Below are 16,462 nucleotides of genomic sequence, written 5' to 3'. Positions count from 1 at the left end.
GAAGCGCTTGCTCGACGGGTATGCGAAGCGCGGGTGTGCTCAACCGGCGTACGGGTCCGGCACTTTGCCCGGCCGGGCCAGGAACTCGAAGTCGCAGCCGGTGTCCGCCTGGGTGATCTGGTCGTTGTAGAGCGCGCCGTAGCCGCGCTCGTACCGTGCGGGCGGCGGGGTCCACTCCGCCCTGCGCCGCGCCAACTCCTCGTCGTCCACGTTGAGTTGGAGCGTGCGGGCCTCGACGTCCAGGGTGATGGTGTCCCCGGTCCGGACGAGGGCCAGCGGTCCGCCGACGTACGACTCGGGTGCGATGTGCAGCACGCACGCGCCGTAACTCGTGCCGCTCATCCGGGCGTCGGAGATCCGGACCATGTCCCGGACACCCTGCTTGAGGAGGTGGTCGGGGAGCGGGAGCATGCCGTACTCGGGCATACCGGGGCCGCCCTTGGGGCCCGCGTTGCGCAGCACCAGCACGCTGTCGGCGGTGATGTCCAACTCCGGGTCGTTGATGGTGCGTTGCATGGTGCGGTAGTCGTCGAAGACGACCGCGGGGCCGGTGTGCTTGAGCAGGTGCGGTTCGGCGGCGATGTGCTTGATGACGGCGCCGTCCGGGCAGAGGTTGCCGCGCAGGACGGCGACTCCGCCCTCGCTCGCCACCGGGTTGTCGCGGGGGCGTATGACGTCGTCGTTGTGCACCTGCGCGCCCTTGAGCTGCTCGCGCAGGGTGTCGTGGGAGACCGTCGGACGGTCCAGGTGGAGCAGGTCGGTGATCCGGGAGAGGAAGCCGGGCAGGCCGCCGGCGAAGTGGAAGTCCTCCATGAGGTACGTCCGTCCGCCGGGGCGTACGTTCGCGAGGACCGGGACCGTGCGGGCGATGCGGTCGAAGTCGTCGAGCGTGAGGCGGACGCCCGCGCGGCCGGCCATGGCGATGAGGTGGATGACGGCGTTGGTGGAGCCGCCGAGGCCGAGGACGGTGGTGACCGCGTCCTCGAAGGCTTCCTGGGTGAGGATCGACGAGAGAACACGCCCCTTGTGGACTTGTTCAACAATCCTCATGCCGGATGACGCGGCCATCCGATCGTGCCCCGAGTCCACGGCGGGAATGCTCGACGCGCCCGGCACGGTCACACCCAGCGCCTCGGCGGCGGCCGTCAGCGTGGACGCGGTCCCCATGGTCATGCAGTGGCCGGGCGAGCGCGCGAGCCCGCTCTCCAGTTCGGTCATTTCGCAGTCACCGATGAGGCCGGCGCGCTTGTCGTCCCAGTACTTCCACATGTCGGTACCGGAACCCAGGATCTGGTTGCGCCAGTGGCCCGGCAGCATCGGCCCGGCGGGGACGAAGACGGTGGGCAGGTCGACGCTGGCGGCACCCATGAGGAGCGCGGGCGTCGACTTGTCGCAGCCGCCCATGAGCACGGCGCCGTCGACGGGATACGACCGCAGCAGTTCCTCGGTCTCCATGGCGAGCATGTTGCGGTAGAGCATCGGGGTCGGCTTCTGGAAGGTCTCGCTGAGCGTGGAGACGGGGAACTCCAGCGGGAAGCCGCCCGCCTGCCACACGCCCCGCTTGACCGCCTGGGCGCGATCACGGAGGTGCACATGACAGGGATTGATGTCCGACCAGGTGTTGAGGATCGCGATGACGGGCTTGCCGAGGTGTTCCTCGGGGAGGTAGCCGAGCTGGCGGGTGCGGGCCCGGTGGCTGAAGGAGCGCAGCCCGTCGGTGCCGTACCACTGGTGGCTTCTGAGCTCTTCCGGTGCCTTCATATGGACCATCCGGCGGCTATCGCGGCGACCTCGGCGCGCTCGCTCTCGGGCAGGGGCTTGCTGGGGGGCCGTACGTCACGGCGGCACAGGCCGAGGGACGCAAGCGCTTCCTTCACGATCGTGACGTTGTTGGCCGAGCCGTTCGCGGCCCTCAGTTCCTCGAATCGGCGGATCTGTTCCCAGACCTTCATAGCGCCCGGGTAGTCGCCGGATCGAAGCGCTTCGATCATGTTCAGGGAGACGGACGGGGCGACGTTGACGAGCCCGGACGTGAAGCCGGTGGCGCCCGCCGAGAAGTAGGAGGGCGCGTACGGCTCGGCCAGCCCGGCCACCCACACGAAGCGTTCGAGGCCCGCGTCCCGGGCGAAGGCCGCGAAGCGGGCCGCGTCCGGGACGGCGTACTTGACACCGATGACGTTCGGGCAGGCGTCGGCGAGTTCGGCGAGGCGGGCGCCGAGGAGTTGGGCGTTGCGGATGTACGGGACGACGCCCAGGTCGGGCACGGCCTCGGCGATGGCGCGGTGGTAGTCGACCCAGCCGTCCTGCGAGACGTAGGGGTGGACGGGCTGATGGACCATCACCATCTGGGCGCCGTGGTCGCGGGCGTGCCGGGCGGAGGCGATGGCGGTGGGCACGTCGTGGCCGACACCGACGAGGACGGCGGCGCGGTCGCCCGCCTCGTCGATGGTCAACTCCGTTACCAGCTGGCGTTCTTGGGGGGTGAGTGCGTAGAACTCGCCGGTGTTCCCGTTCGGCGTGAGGATGCCGATCCCGCCGTCGAGCAGGCGGCGCAGCAGGGTCCGGTGGGTGTCCTGGTCGACGGTGCCGTCCGCGGCGAACGGGGTCACCGGGATCGCCACCACGTCCGCCAGGGCGGCCCGTTGGGCCTCGAACGCCGCTGTCATGCCTGACCGCCCTCTCCCTTGGTTCCCGGATCGGTACCGGGGGCCTGTCCCAACTCGGTTCCGGGGAAGGCCCGTTGCACGAACGACGCGATGTGGGCGTGCAGCGCGGTCGCCGCCGCGTCCGCGTCGCCGTCGAGGGCGAGCCGCAGGATCTCGCGGTGTTCGCCGGCCTCCCGTTCCCAGGAGGGCGAGGCGGCCCAGGCGACGGCGGAGACCAGGGCGGCCTGGTCGCGGACCTCGTCGAGCATCCGGCCGAGCAGCGGGTTGCCGCACGGCAGGTACAGGGCGCGGTGGAACTCCCGGTTGGCGAGGGAGCGTTCGGCGGTGTCGGTGGCCTCGTCGGCGCGGGTCAGCGCCTCGCGTGCCGCGTCCAGTGAGGCGCCCAGTCGTACGGCCCGCCGTAGCGCCTCGGGTTCCAGGAGCAGCCGGACGTCGTACACCTCGCGCGCCATGTCCGCGTCCACCATGCGCACCGTGACGCCCTTGTACTGGTTCATCACGACGAGCCCGGTGCCGGCCAGGGTCTTGAGCGCCTCGCGCACCGGGGTCTTGGACACCCCGAACTGTGCGGCGAGTTCGGTCTCGACCAGTGGCTGACCGGGCGTCAACTGCCCGGTGAGGATGCGGTGTTTGATCCCCTCCAGCACGAACTGCGTGCGGGACGGGATCGGCGTGGGCACAGAGGTCATGCGCGCCTCTCGGATCTCACATATCGCGTCTCATATATGACGTACGAAGTACGACGCGTTGAAGGTAGGAGCGGGCGTTTGTTTCGTCAATGCTTCTGACAAAGGAAACAGAAAGCGCTTCACATGGTCTTGGTGACGCCTTCGAGCGCGGCCGAGGTCCGGCCGGGGAAGATCGCGGCGGCGCGCTCCAGCGCCGTTTCCCTCGTGAGGGTGGGTCCCACGTGGGTGATGAGGAGTTCGCGCGCGCCCTTGGCACAGGCGCCGGCGTCCTCGGGCGTGAGGTGGAACTGTCGTTCGCCTTCGCGATGCCGGTCGATGTCGGCCTCGCAGAGGAACACGTCGGCGCCGCCCGCGAGTTCGGACAGCGCCTCGCAGGGTCCGCTGTCCCCGGAGTAGCCGAGGACACTCCCCTGGCACTCGGCGCGCAGCCCGTACGCCTCGGTGTCGTGGACGACGGCGCGTGTGGTGAGGCGGAGGTTCCAGTGCCGGACGGTGTGGCCGTCGTAGAGCGGGCGGAAGTCGAAGACGCCGCTCAGGAACCGTACGTCCGGCTGTCCGAAGAACCCGGCGAGGCGGCGGGCGCAGTCCTGCGGGGCGTAGACCGGAATCGGGGCGGCCGGGGTCATCCCGCCGAAGGCGAACGCGTAGGCCGCGGCGAGGAGATCGGCGCTGTGGTCGGCGTGCAGGTGCGAGATCCAGATCGCGGTGAGCCGCGCCGGATCGGTGTGCCGCTGCAACTCCGCGAACGTTCCGGTGCCCGCGTCCACCCACACCTCGGCGCCGCCGCCGCGCAGCAGGTACCCGGAACAGGGGCGGCCGGGGCGTGGATGCGGGGAGGCGGTGCCGAGGATCGTGAGACTGAGAGGCATGTCGGGGAAGAGTACGGTTCCGGGGCCTGCCGCACTCACAGTTCGGGACCTTCCGCCCCGTGCGGCCGTCCGCGGGCGAGAATGCCGCGGTCAGTACCCTGATGTGGTGATGGCCGACACTCCCTTGTCCAGGGCGATGAGCGCCACCGTCGACCCGCCGCTGCGTCCGCTGCCCGACCGTGTCGTCGAACTCCTGTCGGAGCTGGACAGCCCGCCTCGGCTGGCGGCCCATCTGCGAGCCGTCCATGACGTCGCGCACCAGCTGGTCGACTGGGTGGAGCGGCACTGTCCTGGCGTGCGGGTCGATCGCGAGGCGGTGCTCTTCGGGGCGGCGACGCACGACGTGGGCAAGACCGTGCACGTCGCCGAACTCTCCGGGCCCGGGGCGGCGCACGAGGAGGCGGGCCGGACCCTGCTGCTCGCCCACGGTGTCGCCCCGGAGCTGGCCCGCTTCGCGGCGACGCACGCCTCGTGGGCGCGGCCGGGTGTCGCTCTGGAGGACCTCCTGGTGAGCCTCGCCGACAAGGTGTGGAAGAACAAGCGGGTCCCCGAGCTGGAGGATCTCGTCGTGGCCCGGCTGGCCGGGGCGAGCGGCCGGGCGGTGTGGGAGGAGTTCATGGCGCTCGACGAGGTCCTCGCCCGCATCGGCGACGGGGCGGACGAACGGCTGGCGTTCCAGGCGTCGTTCCCGGTCTATGGCTGAGGGCTGCGGTCTTCGGCTGAGGGCGCTGGGCTACGGCTCTGAACACCGATCCACGACTGAAGGCACCGGAGAACGACTGAAGGCGCTGGGCTACGGCTGAAGGCCCGACGACTGAAGGCACCGGACAACAGCTGAGGGCGCCAGTCCACGGCTCTGGACACCGATCCACGACGAAGGCGTCGGGCTACAGCTGAGGGCGCCGGGCTACGGCTGAGGACGCTGGTCTACATCTGAGGGCGCCGGTCCACGGCTCCGGGCGCCGATCCACGGCTGAAGGCACCGGACTGCGGCTGAAGGCGCCGGTCCACGGCTGAAACCGGACTACGGCTGAAGGCACCGGTCCGCAGCTGAGGACGACGGACTACGGCTCCCAGCCCGAGTCCCATCCGCTGAGGACGACGGACTACGGCTCCCAGCCCGAGTCCCATCCGCTGAGGCCGACGGACTACGGCTCCCAGCCCGAGTCCCATCCGCTGAGGCCGACGGACTACGGCTCCCAGCCCGAGTCCCGTCCGCTGAGGCCGACGGACTACGGCTCCCAGCCCGAGTCCCGTCCGCTGAGGACGACGGACTACGGCTCCCAGCCCGAGTCCCGTCCGCTGAGGACGACGGACTACGGCTTCCAGCCCGGGTCCCGTCCGCTGAGGCCGACCGCCCGGTCCAGGAGCGGGGCGTCCGCCGGTACCGGCACCACGGGTCCGAAGATGCCTCCGCCGCCGGCCGGGTCCTCGGCCACCGCCAGCAGGAAGGTGTACGAGGCCTGGAGCGCGGTGGGGTCGGGGTCGTAGGGCTGGCCGGTGGCGCGGGCCAGGTCCCAGCCGTGGACGACCAGTTCGTCGGCCACGACGGCGGCGGCGATCTCGCCGGGGAGGTCGATGCCGCCCGCGCGGGTCATGCCGGTCCAGGCGGCCGGGTCGCGCCAGGCCTCGGCGAGTCCGTCGAGGATCTTGGGGAAGTCCTCGCGCCAGCCGGGGCCGATGTCCGAGGCGGCGGCGTCCGGTGCGGTGTCCGTCAGGACGCCCAGGTCCTTGCGCGCGGCGTCGCGGAAGGCCACGGACAGCCCGAGCAGATGGCCCAGCATGTTGCGTACGGCGGTGCCGGGGCACGGGGTGACGTCTCTGAGCTGCTCGTCGGTGACGCCCTCCACGAGCCGGGCGACGACACGGGTCTGCGGGCCGAGGTCGAAGATGCTGTCGGACATGCGCTTCCCTTCCGGAGATCGGTCTCACTCGGGGGGTAGACCGACGGCGGCCCGGGAACTCATCGCCCGGCCCCGGATCAGTTCCCGCGCGGACGGTCCCTGGCGCAGACACCACAGCGCGATCACCGGGTCGCAGATCGCGCAGCCCAGCGAGGAGTCGTGGGCGAACGGGACGATCGGGTGCCCTTTGACGTAGTGCACGATGTCCCACCCGGTGTGCAGCAGCCAGCCGACGCCGATCCAGGTCCACGATTCCAGGCCGCGGTAGGCCACGTAGGTGGCGACCGCGGTGAACCCGAACTCCCAGCCGCCGAGGCCCCCGCCGCTGAGATACGCGGCGCCCGCCCCCGCGACCATCACGGCGTTGAGGCGCCGCCGGTGCGCTTCGGGGACGAGGGACATGACCAGCACGTAGAGGAGGCCGATGACGATCGGCACGAGGTAGCGCATGCGGCGACGCTAGAACCGTCCCGCGCGCCGCCCCAGGGGTATTGCCGACAGCTTGCGACGGATTCCCGCCCGCGCCGCGCGACGCGTTTCTAGGGCACCTGCCCGATGCCGCACCCCCGGCCTTAGACCCACGATGACCAGGCATGACGAAGAACTGGACGGTCACCCGCATCCTCCGGGACCGCGACGCGGGGCTGTACTTCACGGGGCTGGTGGTGTCCGCCTTCGGCACCTCCGCGCTGGGGCTGGCGGCCGGTGTGTGGGTGAAGGACCTCAGCGGCTCGAACGGGCTGGCCGCGCTGTGCGTGTTCGCGGTCTGGGCGCCGACCCTGTGCGGCCCGGCCCTCGGCACGATCGCCGACCGCGTCCGCCGCAGGCCCCTGCTGATCCGCACGAACCTCGCCCTGGCCGCCCTCCTCCTCACCCTCTTCGCCGTCGACTCCCGCGCCGACCTGTGGCTCCTGTTCACGGTCCTGCTCGTCTACGGCACGATCGTCGTCGTCCAGGACCCCGCCGAGTCGGCCCTCGTCGCCGCCGTGGTGGACCGGGACCTCCTCGGCGACTTCAACGGGCTGCGGATGACGGCCGTGGAGGGCATGAAGCTGGTCGCGCCGCTGACGGGCGCGGGTCTGTACGCCGCGTTCGGCGGGCCCGCGGTGGCCTGTCTGGACGCGGCGACGTTCGCGCTGGCGGCGGGCCTGTGGCTGTTCGTACGCGCGCACGAGGAGCGGCCCAGCCGCCCCGCCGGCGACTGGCGGGCCCAAACCGCCGAGGGCGTGCGCGAGTTGTGGGCACGTCCCGGCTTGCGCCGACTGGTCGTGGCGGGCGGGACCATGATGTTCCTCGCCTCCCTGAGCAGCTCCACGAACTACGCGATCGTCGAGTCTCTGGGACACGCGCCCGCCTACACGGGGATGTTGTACGTCGCCCAGGGCGTCGGCTCGGCCGCGGTCGGGCTCGTCTCCGGTCCCGCGCTACGACGGCTCGGCGAGCGCCGGTTCGGGGCGGCCGGGATCGCCCTCGCGGCGGTCGGGGTGGCCGCGCGGGCGGTACCGTCCGACCCGGTGGTCCTCGCGGGCGGCACGGCGGTCGGCCTGGGGCTCCCGTGCGTACTGATCGCCGCGTTCACCGCGGTGCAGCGGGAGTTGCCGGGCCCGCTGCTGGGCCGGGCGACCGCCACCGCCAACACCCTCCTCTTCACCCCGAACGTGATCGGGCTCGCGGCGGGGGCCGCACTGGTCGAACTGGCCGACTTCCGGGTCGTGTTGATGGTGGTCGGGCTGGCGTTGCTCTCGACGGGGGTGTGGCTGGCGGTGGTTGGGACGGGCACACTCCGAGTACTTCACGGGAGGAGAGGGCCTGGCTCGGATCAGAGCCCCGCCAGCGCCGACCGCACCGCCTCCAAGTCCCCGTCCGACGCCAACCCCGCGTGATAGAGCCGCAGTTCCGTCGCGCCGAGGCCGCGTGCCCGTGCCGCGTCCGCGGTGAGTGCTCCCGGGCGGCCGCCCATGCCGGAGACCACCGTGAAGTTGGCCGCCGACACCCGGCCGTCCAGGTCCTGTTCGGTGAACGGGGTCAGGAGGCCCGCGCCGCCCGTGCAGGGGACGACCACGCCGTCGGCCACCGAGAGGATGTGCGCGGGGTCCACGCCGGCGTTGGCGCCGCAGTGGTACGACTCCGGGTCGGCGTGGAGCAGGACCTGGAAGTCGGCGGGTGCGGCGGCCCGGACCGCGGCGACCGCCGCCTCCTGGAGGGTGCGGGCCCGGTCGTCGCGCCACGCGCGCGTGGCCGTCGCGTTGGCCTCGCCGAGGAGTTTCTCGACCCCCGCCCAGCCGCCGTCGGAGGGCGCGCCCTGCCACACCGGTTCCAGTGCGGCCCGTACCACCGCCGCCAACTCCTCTGCGTCGAGGCCCTGTTCGCCGTAGCCTTGGCGGCAGGTCGGACAGAAGCACAGGGACATCAGGTAGTGGCCCGCGTCCCCGAGGGGGATTCCGCCGGTCTTGTCGTGGGCGTGCAGATGGGCGAGGCCGTACCAGCCCAGGGACTCCAGTTCGGTGCCGTGCGCGCCGGGACGTACGGCCGCCTCGGCGGCGAGGTCGACGAGGTACGCGCGCGTGGCCGGTTGGGCGATGCAGGGTGCCCAGGGGTAGCGGTCGCCGTAGGCGTTGACCACCGAGGTGTCCGGATGGTCCGCGCCCAGCCGGGAGTTGTGGGCGAGCACCACCCAGGTGTGCACCTCCAGGCCCGCGTCCGCGAGGGCGGCGGCGGCCTCCCCGTAGGCGTCGCCCGGCGCCCAGTCGCCGGCCGCGTACGGCTTCAACTCCCGCCCCTGCCAACGGGAGTCCGGCGGATACAGGACGGCCGCGTGCTCGGCGGTGACGACGCGGTGGCGGGGGTGACGGGGGGTCAGCGCCCGCGTGGAGTGGTACGCGGAGGCCAAGGTCGCCTGCTGGACGCCGAGTTCGGCGATCCTGCCGCCCGCCTCGGGGTCGCCGTTGACGTCCCAGGGATAGACGAACGCCGATGCCTTCACGCGTCCTCCTCCGTCCGCGAGTCCACCTGGGAGTCGATCTGCGGCTCGATCAATGTGTAGCCGCGCTCGACGAGTTGAGCCAGTTGCTTGACATGGTCCTCGGTCGGTTCGGTCAGCGGCGGGCGGACCTCGCCGACGTCCAGGCCGCGCATCCGGACGCCCGCCTTGACCAGCGAGACCGCGTATCCGCGTCCCTGGGCGCGCAGTTCGACGAACGGTCGGTAGAAACCGTCCAGGAGGCGGTTCACCGTGGTGTCGTCGCCCGTCGCGAGGGCCCGGTGGAAGGCGAGCGCGAGCTCGGGGACGAAGCAGAACACGGCGGAGGAGTAGAGGGTGATGCCGATGCCCCGGTAGGCGAGCTGGGTCTGTTCGGCGGTGGGCAGGCCGTTGAAGTACAGGAAGTCGCCGGGGACTTCACTGCGTACGGTGCTCACGATCCGCTGCATCAGGTCGAGGTCGCCGAGGCCGTCCTTGAAGCCGATGATCCCCTCGGTGCGGGCGAGTTCGACGACCGTGGCCGGGGTGAACACGGCGTTGTCGCGCTGGTAGACGACGACGGGCAGCGCGGTCGACGCGGCCACCTCACGGTAGTGCCGCAGCAGCCCCTCCTGCCCGGCGACGACCAGGTACGGCGGCATGGCGAGCAGCCCGTCCGCCCCGGCGGCCTCCGCGAGCCGTGCGTACCGCACGGCGAGCGCGGTGCCGTAGCCCGCGCCCGCGACCACCGGCACCCGACCCCCGGCCGCCTCCACGGCGGCCCGCACACACGCCTCGAACTCCTCGGGCAGCAGCGCGTGGAACTCGCCGGTGCCGCAGCACGCGAACACGGCGGCGGCGCCGGCCTCGACGCCCTGGCGGACATGTTCGCGGTACACGTCGAGATCGACGGCGCCGTCCGGGCCGTACGCGGTGACGGGGAAGAAGAGCGGCCCGCTGGGGATACTGAGCCGTTCGGCGAGAGGGGCTGGCGTCACGGGCTCTCCCTTGAAACTGGCGCGTGCGTTCTTCTGATCAACGTCTACATTTCTGAACAGCCCCACCCTAAGGATCTGCCTCAGGGCGGGTCAAGCAGGCAATTGAGCGAGAAGGAAGCGGATTTCCCAGGTCCGCGCCACACTTGACGGGCATGGTGAACGATCCCTAGCGTGTCTATGAATGTGAATGCTGTTCACGGATGAAGCCGCTGATCCTAGGAGACCGAGGATGCCCGCTCCCCGCACCGTTCTGCTCACCGGCGCCGCAGGCGGACTCGGCACCCTGATGCGGGAGTTGCTCCCCTCCTACGGCTACGACCTGCGGCTGCTGGATCTGCGCCCGATCGAGGGCGAGCCGGACGCGATCACCGCCGACCTCTCCGACCGGGCGGCGCTCCGCGAGGCCGTAGGAGGCGTCGACGCGATCATCCATCTCGCCGGCATCTCCCTGGAAGCCTCCTTCGACAAGATCCTCGCGTCGAACATCCAGGGCACCTACAACCTCTACGAGGCCGCCCGCGAGGAGGGCGTCGGCCGTATCGTCTTCGCCTCCTCCAACCACGCGGTGGGCTACACCCCGAGGCCGCAGGGCGACACACCTCTTGATTCAAGCGTGCTCATCCCGATCGACACCCCGCACCGCCCGGACACCTTCTACGGCCTGTCCAAGTCCTTCGGCGAGGACCTCGCGCAGCTCTACTGGGACAAGCACGGCCTGGAGACCGTCTCCGTGCGCATCGGCTCCTGCTTCCCGGAGCCCAGCAGCGTCCGCATGCTGTCCATCTGGATGAGCCCCGCCGACGGCGCCCGCCTCTTCCACGCGGCCCTGACCGCCGAGGACGTACGGCACACGGTCGTCTACGGCTCCTCCGCCAACACCCGTCTGTGGTGGGACCTGTCGACCGCGCGGGCGCTCGGTTACGAGCCGCGGGACGACTCCGAGCCGTACGCCGAGAAGCTGATCGCCGAGCAGGGCGAGCTGGAGCCGGGCGTCGAGGCGCACGCCTATCTCGGCGGCCACTTCGTGAACGACCCGCCGATCTGGCCGTACTGACCGGAAAAGGGACTCCAGGACGGCGGGCGGGCACCGAACGGGCCCGCCCGCCGGTGTGTTCGGGCACGGACGCTGCCCGATCTCACGGCCCGGCGCACAGCGGCGCAGGTCCGCGACGGGCACCGCGCGCGGTAAACGGTCACACACGGGCAGCATCGGGCGTGCAACAGGCCTGGTCAGTGCCGCACACCCGCTGTAGAACTTCCCCCAAGGGTCCCACCGGGCCCGAACGGGCAGTACTCCGGGTGAGCGGGAAGGCGGTGTCGGCCATGGGGACGAGTTCGGCGGAAGAACGTCAGCGGGAGATCGTGCGCACCGCCCGCCGCACCGGCTCCGTCGACGTCACCGCGCTCGCCGCCGAGCTGGGCGTGGCCAAGGAGACCGTACGGCGGGATCTGCGCGCCCTGGAGGACCACGGGCTGGTCCGCCGTACGCACGGCGGGGCGTATCCCGTGGAGAGCGCCGGGTTCGAGACGACGCTCGCCTTCCGCGCCACCAGTCACGTACCCGAGAAGCGCCGGATCGCGGTCGCCGCGGCCGAGCTGCTCGGGGACGCCGAGACGGTCTTCGTCGACGAGGGCTTCACCCCCCAGCTCATCGCCGAGGCGCTGCCCAGGGACCGGCCGCTGACCGTGGTCACCGCGTCCCTGCCGGTCGCGGGCGTGCTCGCCGAGTCCGAGAACACCTCGGTGCTGCTGCTCGGCGGCCGGGTCCGGCACGGCACCCTGGCCACCGTGGACCACTGGACGACGAAGATGCTCGCCGGCTTCGTCCTCGACCTCGCCTTCATCGGCGCCAACGGCATCTCCCGCGAACACGGTCTGACCACGCCCGACCCCGCCGTCAGCGAGGTCAAGGCACAGGCCATCCGCGCCTCCCGGCGCACCGTGTTCGCCGGTGTGCACACCAAGTTCGGGGCGGTCAGCTTCTGCAGGTTCGCCGAGATCGGCACCCTGGAGACGATCGTCACGAGCACGCTGCTCCCGTCGGCCGAAGCCCATAGGTACTCCTTGCTGGGGCCACAGGTCATCCGCGTCTAGCACGCCGTTTGAAATTCCAACTGAGTCTCTACGTAGGGCGCAGTCATGCCCGGCTGACGCCTTTTTCTCCCCATATGTGCAGGAGCGATCCATGCGAACCCAGAGCCGACGACGGCCGCCGCGAGCCACGCTCGCCCTGGCCGCCGTAGGGACGCTGCTCGCCCCGCTGCTCTCCGGCTGCTGGGTCGGAGCGGGCGGCGCCGGATCAGGCGGCAACTCGATCAACGTCCTGATGGTCAACAACCCCCAGATGGTCGAACTCCAGAAACTGGCCCCGCACTTCACGAAGGAGACCGGCATCAAGGTCAACTTCACGGTGCTGCCCGAGAACGACGTCCGCGACAAGATCAGCCAGGACTTCGCCAACCAGGCAGGCCAGTACGACGTGGCGACCCTCTCCAACTACGAGATCCCGATCTACGCCCGCAACGGCTGGCTGCACGAGATGGACTCGTACGTCGCCAAGGACCCCGCCTACGACGAGCAGGACATCCTCAAGCCGATGCGGGAGTCCCTGACCGCCGACGACGGCAAGCTCTACGGGCAGCCGTTCTACGGCGAGTCGTCCTTCCTGATGTACCGCAAGGACGTGCTCGCCGCGAAGGGCATCACGATGCCCGCGCACCCGACCTGGACCCAGGTGGCCGACATAGCCGCCAAGGTCGACGGCGCGCAGTCGGGCATGAAGGGCATCTGTCTGCGCGGACTGCCCGGCTGGGGCGAGCTGATGGCGCCGCTGACCACCGTCGTGAACACCTTCGGCGGCACCTGGTTCACCAAGGACTGGAAGGCGCAGCTCGACTCCCCCGCGTTCGAGCAGGCGACGAAGTTCTATGTCGACCTGGTCCGCAAGCACGGCGAGTCCGGCGCGGCCCAGTCCGGCTTCGCCGAGTGCCTGAACAACATCACCCAGAGCAAGGTCGCCATGTGGTACGACGCCACCTCGGCGGCGGGCTCCCTGGAGGCCAAGGGCTCCCCGGTGAAGGGCAAGATCGGCTACGTCCCTGCCCCGGTCGAGAAGACCGACTCCTCGGGCTGGCTCTACACCTGGGCCTGGGGCATCCAGAAGGCCTCCCACAACTCCGACAAGGCCTGGAAGTTCGTGTCCTGGGCGTCCGGCAAGGAGTACGAGCAGCTGGTCGGCGAGACGGACGGCTGGGCCAACGTGCCGGCCGGGAAGCGCGCCTCGACGTACACGAACCCCGAGTACGTCAAGGAGGCCGCCGCCTTCCAGGAGCAGACGAAGGAGGCCATCGAGGGCGCCAAGCCCAACGACCCGGGCGTCCAGCCGCGGCCCGCGCCCGGCATCCAGTTCGTCGACATCCCCGAGTTCACCGACCTCGGCACGAAGGTCTCCCAGGAGATCAGTTCGGCCATCGCCGGGCGCCAGTCCGTCGACTCGGCCCTGAAGAAGTCCCAGAAGCTCGCCGAGAAGATCTCCAAGGAGTACGAGGGACGATGACCGCCACGACAACGGCCCCTCTGGCCGCCACTCCGACCCGCACCGCGCGGCAGCCCTCGGACAGGCTGCGCGCCTGGGCCACCCGTGCCCCGCTGCTCCCCGCCCTGGTCTTCATGATCGTCGTGACCCAACTCCCGTTCGTGGCCACGCTGGTGATCTCGTTCTTCGACTGGAACGCGCTCTATCCGAAGGCCCGGCACTTCACCGGTTTCGACAACTACCAGCAGGTCCTCAGCGACGCCGACCTGCGCCACTCGGTGTGGACGACCGTCCTGCTCACCGTGGCGGTGGTGCTGGCCAGCCTGGTCCTGGGGCTGCTCCTCGCGCTGCTCCTGGACCGCAGGTTCCGGGGCCGGGGCTTCGTCCGCACCCTGCTGATCGCGCCGTTCCTGGTGGTGCCGGTGGCCGCGGCCCTGCTGTGGAAGCATGTGCTCTACAACCCTGAATACGGCCTGCTCAACGGGCTGTTGCACTACGTGGGCGGACCGCAGCCGGACTGGATCTCCAACACCCCGCTGCTCGCCGTCGAGGCGTCTCTCGTGTGGCAGTGGACGCCGTTCATGATGCTGATCCTGCTGGCCGGCCTCCAGAGCCGCGACCACCAGCAGATCGAGGCCGCGAAGGTGGACGGCGCCAGCGACTGGCAGGTCTTCCGCTATCTGACGCTGCCGCATCTGCGCCGCTATCTCGAACTCGGCGCCCTGCTGGGCTCGATCTACATCGTCCAGAACTTCGACGCGGTCTTCACGATCACGTCCGGCGGCCTGGGCACCGCCAACCTGCCCTACACCGTCTACCAGAGCTTCTACCAGGCCCACGAGAACGGCCTCGCCTCGGCGGCCGGCGTCCTGGTCGTCATCGGCTCCATCATCATCGCGACCTTCGCCCTGCGGGTCGTGTCGTCCCTGTTCCGAGAGGAGGCGTCCCGCGCATGAGCAGCATGAGCAGCATCGCCGTACGCGCGCGTGCCCGCCGCAAAGGCTCGGGCCTCGGCCTGGTGGCCTGGCTCCTGGGCATCGTGTTCTTCCTGCCCATCGCCTGGATGGCGCTGACGTCCTTCCACTCGGAGGCCGACGCGGCGACCAATCCGCCGTCCTTCGGGGCCGCCCTCACCCTGGACGGCTACCGGGAGTTCTTCGGCACCGGCGGCGGCGCGAGCCCCTGGCCCGCGCTGGTCAACTCCCTTGTCGCGTCCGTCGCTTCGACGCTGTTCGTGCTGCTGCTGGCGTTCCCGGCGGCCTACGCGCTGTCGATCCGCCCGGTGAAGAAGTGGACCGACGTCCTGTTCTTCTTCCTGTCCACGAAGATGCTCCCGGTGGTCGCGGGCCTGCTGCCGATCTACCTGTTCGCGAAGAACGCCGGGATGCTGGACAACATCTGGCTCCTGGTCATCCTCTACACCTCGATGAACCTGCCGATCGCGGTGTGGATGATGCAGTCCTTCCTCGCCGAGGTCCCGGTCGCCGTCATCGAGGCGGCACAGATCGACGGCGCCCGGCTGCCGACCATCCTCGCGCGCGTGGTGGCCCCGATCGCCCTCCCGGGTATCGCGGCAACGGCCTTGATCTGCTTCATCTTCAGCTGGAACGAGCTGCTGTTCGCCCGGGTCCTCACCGGGGTCGTCGCCGAGACCGCGCCCGTGTTCCTGACCGGCTTCATCACCAGCCAGGGCCTGTTCCTGGCGAAGGTGTGCGCCGCGTCGCTCGTCATCTCCCTGCCGGTGCTCGCCGCGGGGTTCGCCGCCCAGGACAAGCTGGTCCAGGGCCTCTCCCTGGGAGCCGTCAAATGAAGGCCGCCGTCATCGAGTCCGTGGGCCGCGCCGTCGTCACCGAGGTCCCGGACCCGACGCCGGGTCCCCGCGAGGTCGTCGTCGAGGTCGCCGCGTGCGGCCTCTGCGGCACCGATCTGCACATCCTCCAGGGCGAGTTCGCGCCCAAGCTGCCGATCGTGCCGGGCCACGAGTTCGCGGGCGAGATCGTCGCGGTCGGCACCCAGGTCACCGAGGTCTCGGTCGGCGACCAGGTGGCCGTGGACCCGTCCCTCTACTGCTACGAGTGCCGGCAGTGCCGCAACGGCCACAACAACCTCTGCGAACGCTGGGCCGCGATCGGCGTCACCACGGCGGGCGGCGCGGCCCAGTTCGCGGTGGCCCCGGTGGCGAACTGCGTGAAGCTGCCCGAGCACGTGCGCACCGAGGACGCGGCCCTGATCGAACCGCTGTCCTGCGCGGTGCGCGGCTACGACGTCCTCAAGTCCCGCCTCGGCGCGCACGTCCTGATCTACGGCTCCGGGACCATGGGCCTGATGATGCTGGAGCTGGCGAAGCGCACCGGCGCGGCGAGCGTCGACGTCGTGGACCTGAACCCGGCCCGCCTGGAGACGGCCCGCACGCTGGGTGTCTCCGGGTCGGCGGCGAACGCGGACGAGCTGGAGCGGCCGCAGGGCTGGGACCTCGTGATCGACGCGACCGGCAACGCGGCGGCGATCCAGGACGGCCTGGACCGGGTGGCGAAGGCGGGCACGTTCCTCCAGTTCGGGGTGGCCGACTACGCGACCAGGGTGTCGATCGACCCGTACCGGATCTACAACCAGGAGATCACCATCACCGGCTCCATGGCGGTGCTGCACAGCTTCGAGCGCGCGGCGGAGCTCTTCGCGAACGGGGTCCTCGACCCCGGCATCTTCATCAGCGACCGGATGGAGCTGGAGCGGTATCCGGAGGCGCTGGCCCAGTTCGCGGCCGGAGTGGGGCGGAAGATCGTGGTGATCCCCTAGGGAACGACGGGATTCGGGCCGGTAATGCCAAAGCTTGGCCAATTGG

General features: G+C 70.5%; 16 protein-coding genes. 8 read left to right on the top strand and 8 right to left on the bottom strand.

Features of this window, described 5'->3' with window-relative positions; all coding sequences use genetic code 11:
* Window positions 1–39: 39 nt before the first annotated feature.
* The 4 genes from araD to ACQHII_RS36280 all read right to left on the bottom strand — a co-directional run bounded on the left by araD (window position 40) and on the right by ACQHII_RS36280 (window position 4,224).
* The gene (gene araD, locus ACQHII_RS36295) at window positions 40–1,770 is read right to left on the bottom strand and encodes an L-arabinonate dehydratase (RefSeq protein WP_427923233.1); all 1,731 of its coding nucleotides are present in this window, start codon (window positions 1,768–1,770) and stop codon (window positions 40–42) included.
* Window positions 1,758–2,666, bottom strand: a complete 909-nt coding sequence (locus ACQHII_RS36290; protein WP_427923232.1) for a dihydrodipicolinate synthase family protein — start codon at window positions 2,664–2,666, stop codon at window positions 1,758–1,760. The genes araD and ACQHII_RS36290 overlap by 13 nt, the downstream gene beginning before the upstream one ends.
* On the bottom strand, window positions 2,663–3,355 hold the full coding sequence (locus ACQHII_RS36285) for a GntR family transcriptional regulator (RefSeq protein ID WP_427923231.1): 693 nt from the start codon (window positions 3,353–3,355) through the stop codon (window positions 2,663–2,665). Before ACQHII_RS36285 ends, ACQHII_RS36290 begins: the two co-directional genes overlap by 4 nt.
* A gap of 119 nt (window positions 3,356–3,474) precedes the next feature.
* Window positions 3,475–4,224: an MBL fold metallo-hydrolase gene (locus ACQHII_RS36280; RefSeq protein WP_427923230.1), complete on the bottom strand. Its 750-nt coding sequence runs from the start codon at window positions 4,222–4,224 to the stop codon at window positions 3,475–3,477.
* Window positions 4,225–4,333: 109 nt separating this feature from the next.
* Here ACQHII_RS36280 and ACQHII_RS36275 point away from each other — a divergent pair, with 109 nt between their 5' ends.
* The gene (locus ACQHII_RS36275) at window positions 4,334–4,927 is read left to right on the top strand and encodes an HD domain-containing protein (RefSeq protein ID WP_427923229.1); all 594 of its coding nucleotides are present in this window, start codon (window positions 4,334–4,336) and stop codon (window positions 4,925–4,927) included.
* 613 nt (window positions 4,928–5,540) lie between these two features.
* Here ACQHII_RS36275 and ACQHII_RS36270 read toward each other — a convergent pair.
* Both ACQHII_RS36270 and ACQHII_RS36265 read right to left on the bottom strand, forming a co-directional pair.
* Entirely contained in the window at window positions 5,541–6,128 is a 588-nt protein-coding gene (locus tag ACQHII_RS36270) for a TIGR03086 family metal-binding protein (RefSeq protein WP_427923228.1), read from the bottom strand.
* Window positions 6,129–6,152: 24 nt separating this feature from the next.
* Window positions 6,153–6,578 (bottom strand): DUF6010 family protein, encoded by a 426-nt coding sequence (locus ACQHII_RS36265; protein WP_427923227.1) that lies wholly within the window; start codon window positions 6,576–6,578, stop codon window positions 6,153–6,155.
* A 143-nt stretch (window positions 6,579–6,721) separates the two neighbouring features.
* On the opposite strand from ACQHII_RS36265, the gene ACQHII_RS36260 reads away from it, so the two are divergent.
* Window positions 6,722–8,011, top strand: coding sequence for an MFS transporter (locus ACQHII_RS36260; RefSeq protein ID WP_427923226.1), 1,290 nt, complete (start codon window positions 6,722–6,724; stop codon window positions 8,009–8,011).
* Here ACQHII_RS36260 and ACQHII_RS36255 read toward each other — a convergent pair.
* Together ACQHII_RS36255 and ACQHII_RS36250 are read right to left on the bottom strand one after the other, a co-directional pair.
* Window positions 7,948–9,111, bottom strand: a complete 1,164-nt coding sequence (locus tag ACQHII_RS36255) for a hypothetical protein (RefSeq protein WP_427923225.1) — start codon at window positions 9,109–9,111, stop codon at window positions 7,948–7,950. The two genes, ACQHII_RS36260 and ACQHII_RS36255, sit on opposite strands and share 64 nt — an antisense overlap.
* On the bottom strand, window positions 9,108–10,085 hold the full coding sequence (locus tag ACQHII_RS36250) for a 5-dehydro-4-deoxyglucarate dehydratase (RefSeq protein ID WP_427923224.1): 978 nt from the start codon (window positions 10,083–10,085) through the stop codon (window positions 9,108–9,110). Before ACQHII_RS36250 ends, ACQHII_RS36255 begins: the two co-directional genes overlap by 4 nt.
* Window positions 10,086–10,314: 229 nt before the next feature.
* Between ACQHII_RS36250 and ACQHII_RS36245 the strand changes: the two genes are divergently transcribed.
* The 6 genes from ACQHII_RS36245 (at window position 10,315) to ACQHII_RS36220 (ending at window position 16,416) form a co-directional block, all read left to right on the top strand.
* Complete coding sequence (locus ACQHII_RS36245) at window positions 10,315–11,139, top strand: NAD-dependent epimerase/dehydratase family protein (RefSeq protein WP_427923223.1); 825 nt, start codon at window positions 10,315–10,317, stop codon at window positions 11,137–11,139.
* Between the two features lie 269 nt (window positions 11,140–11,408).
* Window positions 11,409–12,179: a DeoR/GlpR family DNA-binding transcription regulator gene (locus tag ACQHII_RS36240; protein ID WP_427923222.1), complete on the top strand. Its 771-nt coding sequence runs from the start codon at window positions 11,409–11,411 to the stop codon at window positions 12,177–12,179.
* A gap of 91 nt (window positions 12,180–12,270) precedes the next feature.
* Window positions 12,271–13,641 carry an ABC transporter substrate-binding protein gene (locus ACQHII_RS36235; protein WP_427923221.1) on the top strand — a complete coding sequence of 457 codons (1,371 nt, stop codon included), beginning with the start codon at window positions 12,271–12,273 and terminating at the stop codon, window positions 13,639–13,641.
* Complete coding sequence (locus ACQHII_RS36230) at window positions 13,638–14,576, top strand: carbohydrate ABC transporter permease (RefSeq protein ID WP_427923220.1); 939 nt, start codon at window positions 13,638–13,640, stop codon at window positions 14,574–14,576. The genes ACQHII_RS36235 and ACQHII_RS36230 overlap by 4 nt, the downstream gene beginning before the upstream one ends.
* 5 nt (window positions 14,577–14,581) lie before the next feature.
* Window positions 14,582–15,430, top strand: a complete 849-nt coding sequence (locus ACQHII_RS36225; protein WP_427925486.1) for a carbohydrate ABC transporter permease — start codon at window positions 14,582–14,584, stop codon at window positions 15,428–15,430.
* Window positions 15,427–16,416, top strand: coding sequence for a zinc-dependent alcohol dehydrogenase family protein (locus ACQHII_RS36220; protein ID WP_427923219.1), 990 nt, complete (start codon window positions 15,427–15,429; stop codon window positions 16,414–16,416). The genes ACQHII_RS36225 and ACQHII_RS36220 overlap by 4 nt, the downstream gene beginning before the upstream one ends.
* The last annotated feature ends 46 nt before the right edge of the window (window positions 16,417–16,462 follow it).

Origin of the sequence: Streptomyces sp. cg40 (assembly GCF_050320165.1) — a bacterium.
GTDB lineage: Bacteria > Actinomycetota > Actinomycetes > Streptomycetales > Streptomycetaceae > Streptomyces > Streptomyces hokutonensis.
Note: the sequence above shows the minus strand (reverse complement) of the source record. Positions and strands in the feature narration are given on the sequence as shown.

Coding starts and splice junctions, on each gene's coding strand:
- araD (WP_427923233.1), bottom strand. CDS start 1,770: ATGGTCCATATGAAGGCACCGGAAGAGCTCAGAAGCCACCAGTGGTAC.
- ACQHII_RS36290 (WP_427923232.1), bottom strand. CDS start 2,666: ATGACAGCGGCGTTCGAGGCCCAACGGGCCGCCCTGGCGGACGTGGTG.
- ACQHII_RS36285 (WP_427923231.1), bottom strand. CDS start 3,355: ATGACCTCTGTGCCCACGCCGATCCCGTCCCGCACGCAGTTCGTGCTG.
- ACQHII_RS36280 (WP_427923230.1), bottom strand. CDS start 4,224: ATGCCTCTCAGTCTCACGATCCTCGGCACCGCCTCCCCGCATCCACGC.
- ACQHII_RS36275 (WP_427923229.1), top strand. CDS start 4,334: ATGGCCGACACTCCCTTGTCCAGGGCGATGAGCGCCACCGTCGACCCG.
- ACQHII_RS36270 (WP_427923228.1), bottom strand. CDS start 6,128: ATGTCCGACAGCATCTTCGACCTCGGCCCGCAGACCCGTGTCGTCGCC.
- ACQHII_RS36265 (WP_427923227.1), bottom strand. CDS start 6,578: ATGCGCTACCTCGTGCCGATCGTCATCGGCCTCCTCTACGTGCTGGTC.
- ACQHII_RS36260 (WP_427923226.1), top strand. CDS start 6,722: ATGACGAAGAACTGGACGGTCACCCGCATCCTCCGGGACCGCGACGCG.
- ACQHII_RS36245 (WP_427923223.1), top strand. CDS start 10,315: ATGCCCGCTCCCCGCACCGTTCTGCTCACCGGCGCCGCAGGCGGACTC.
- ACQHII_RS36240 (WP_427923222.1), top strand. CDS start 11,409: ATGGGGACGAGTTCGGCGGAAGAACGTCAGCGGGAGATCGTGCGCACC.
- ACQHII_RS36235 (WP_427923221.1), top strand. CDS start 12,271: ATGCGAACCCAGAGCCGACGACGGCCGCCGCGAGCCACGCTCGCCCTG.
- ACQHII_RS36230 (WP_427923220.1), top strand. CDS start 13,638: ATGACCGCCACGACAACGGCCCCTCTGGCCGCCACTCCGACCCGCACC.
- ACQHII_RS36225 (WP_427925486.1), top strand. CDS start 14,582: ATGAGCAGCATCGCCGTACGCGCGCGTGCCCGCCGCAAAGGCTCGGGC.
- ACQHII_RS36220 (WP_427923219.1), top strand. CDS start 15,427: ATGAAGGCCGCCGTCATCGAGTCCGTGGGCCGCGCCGTCGTCACCGAG.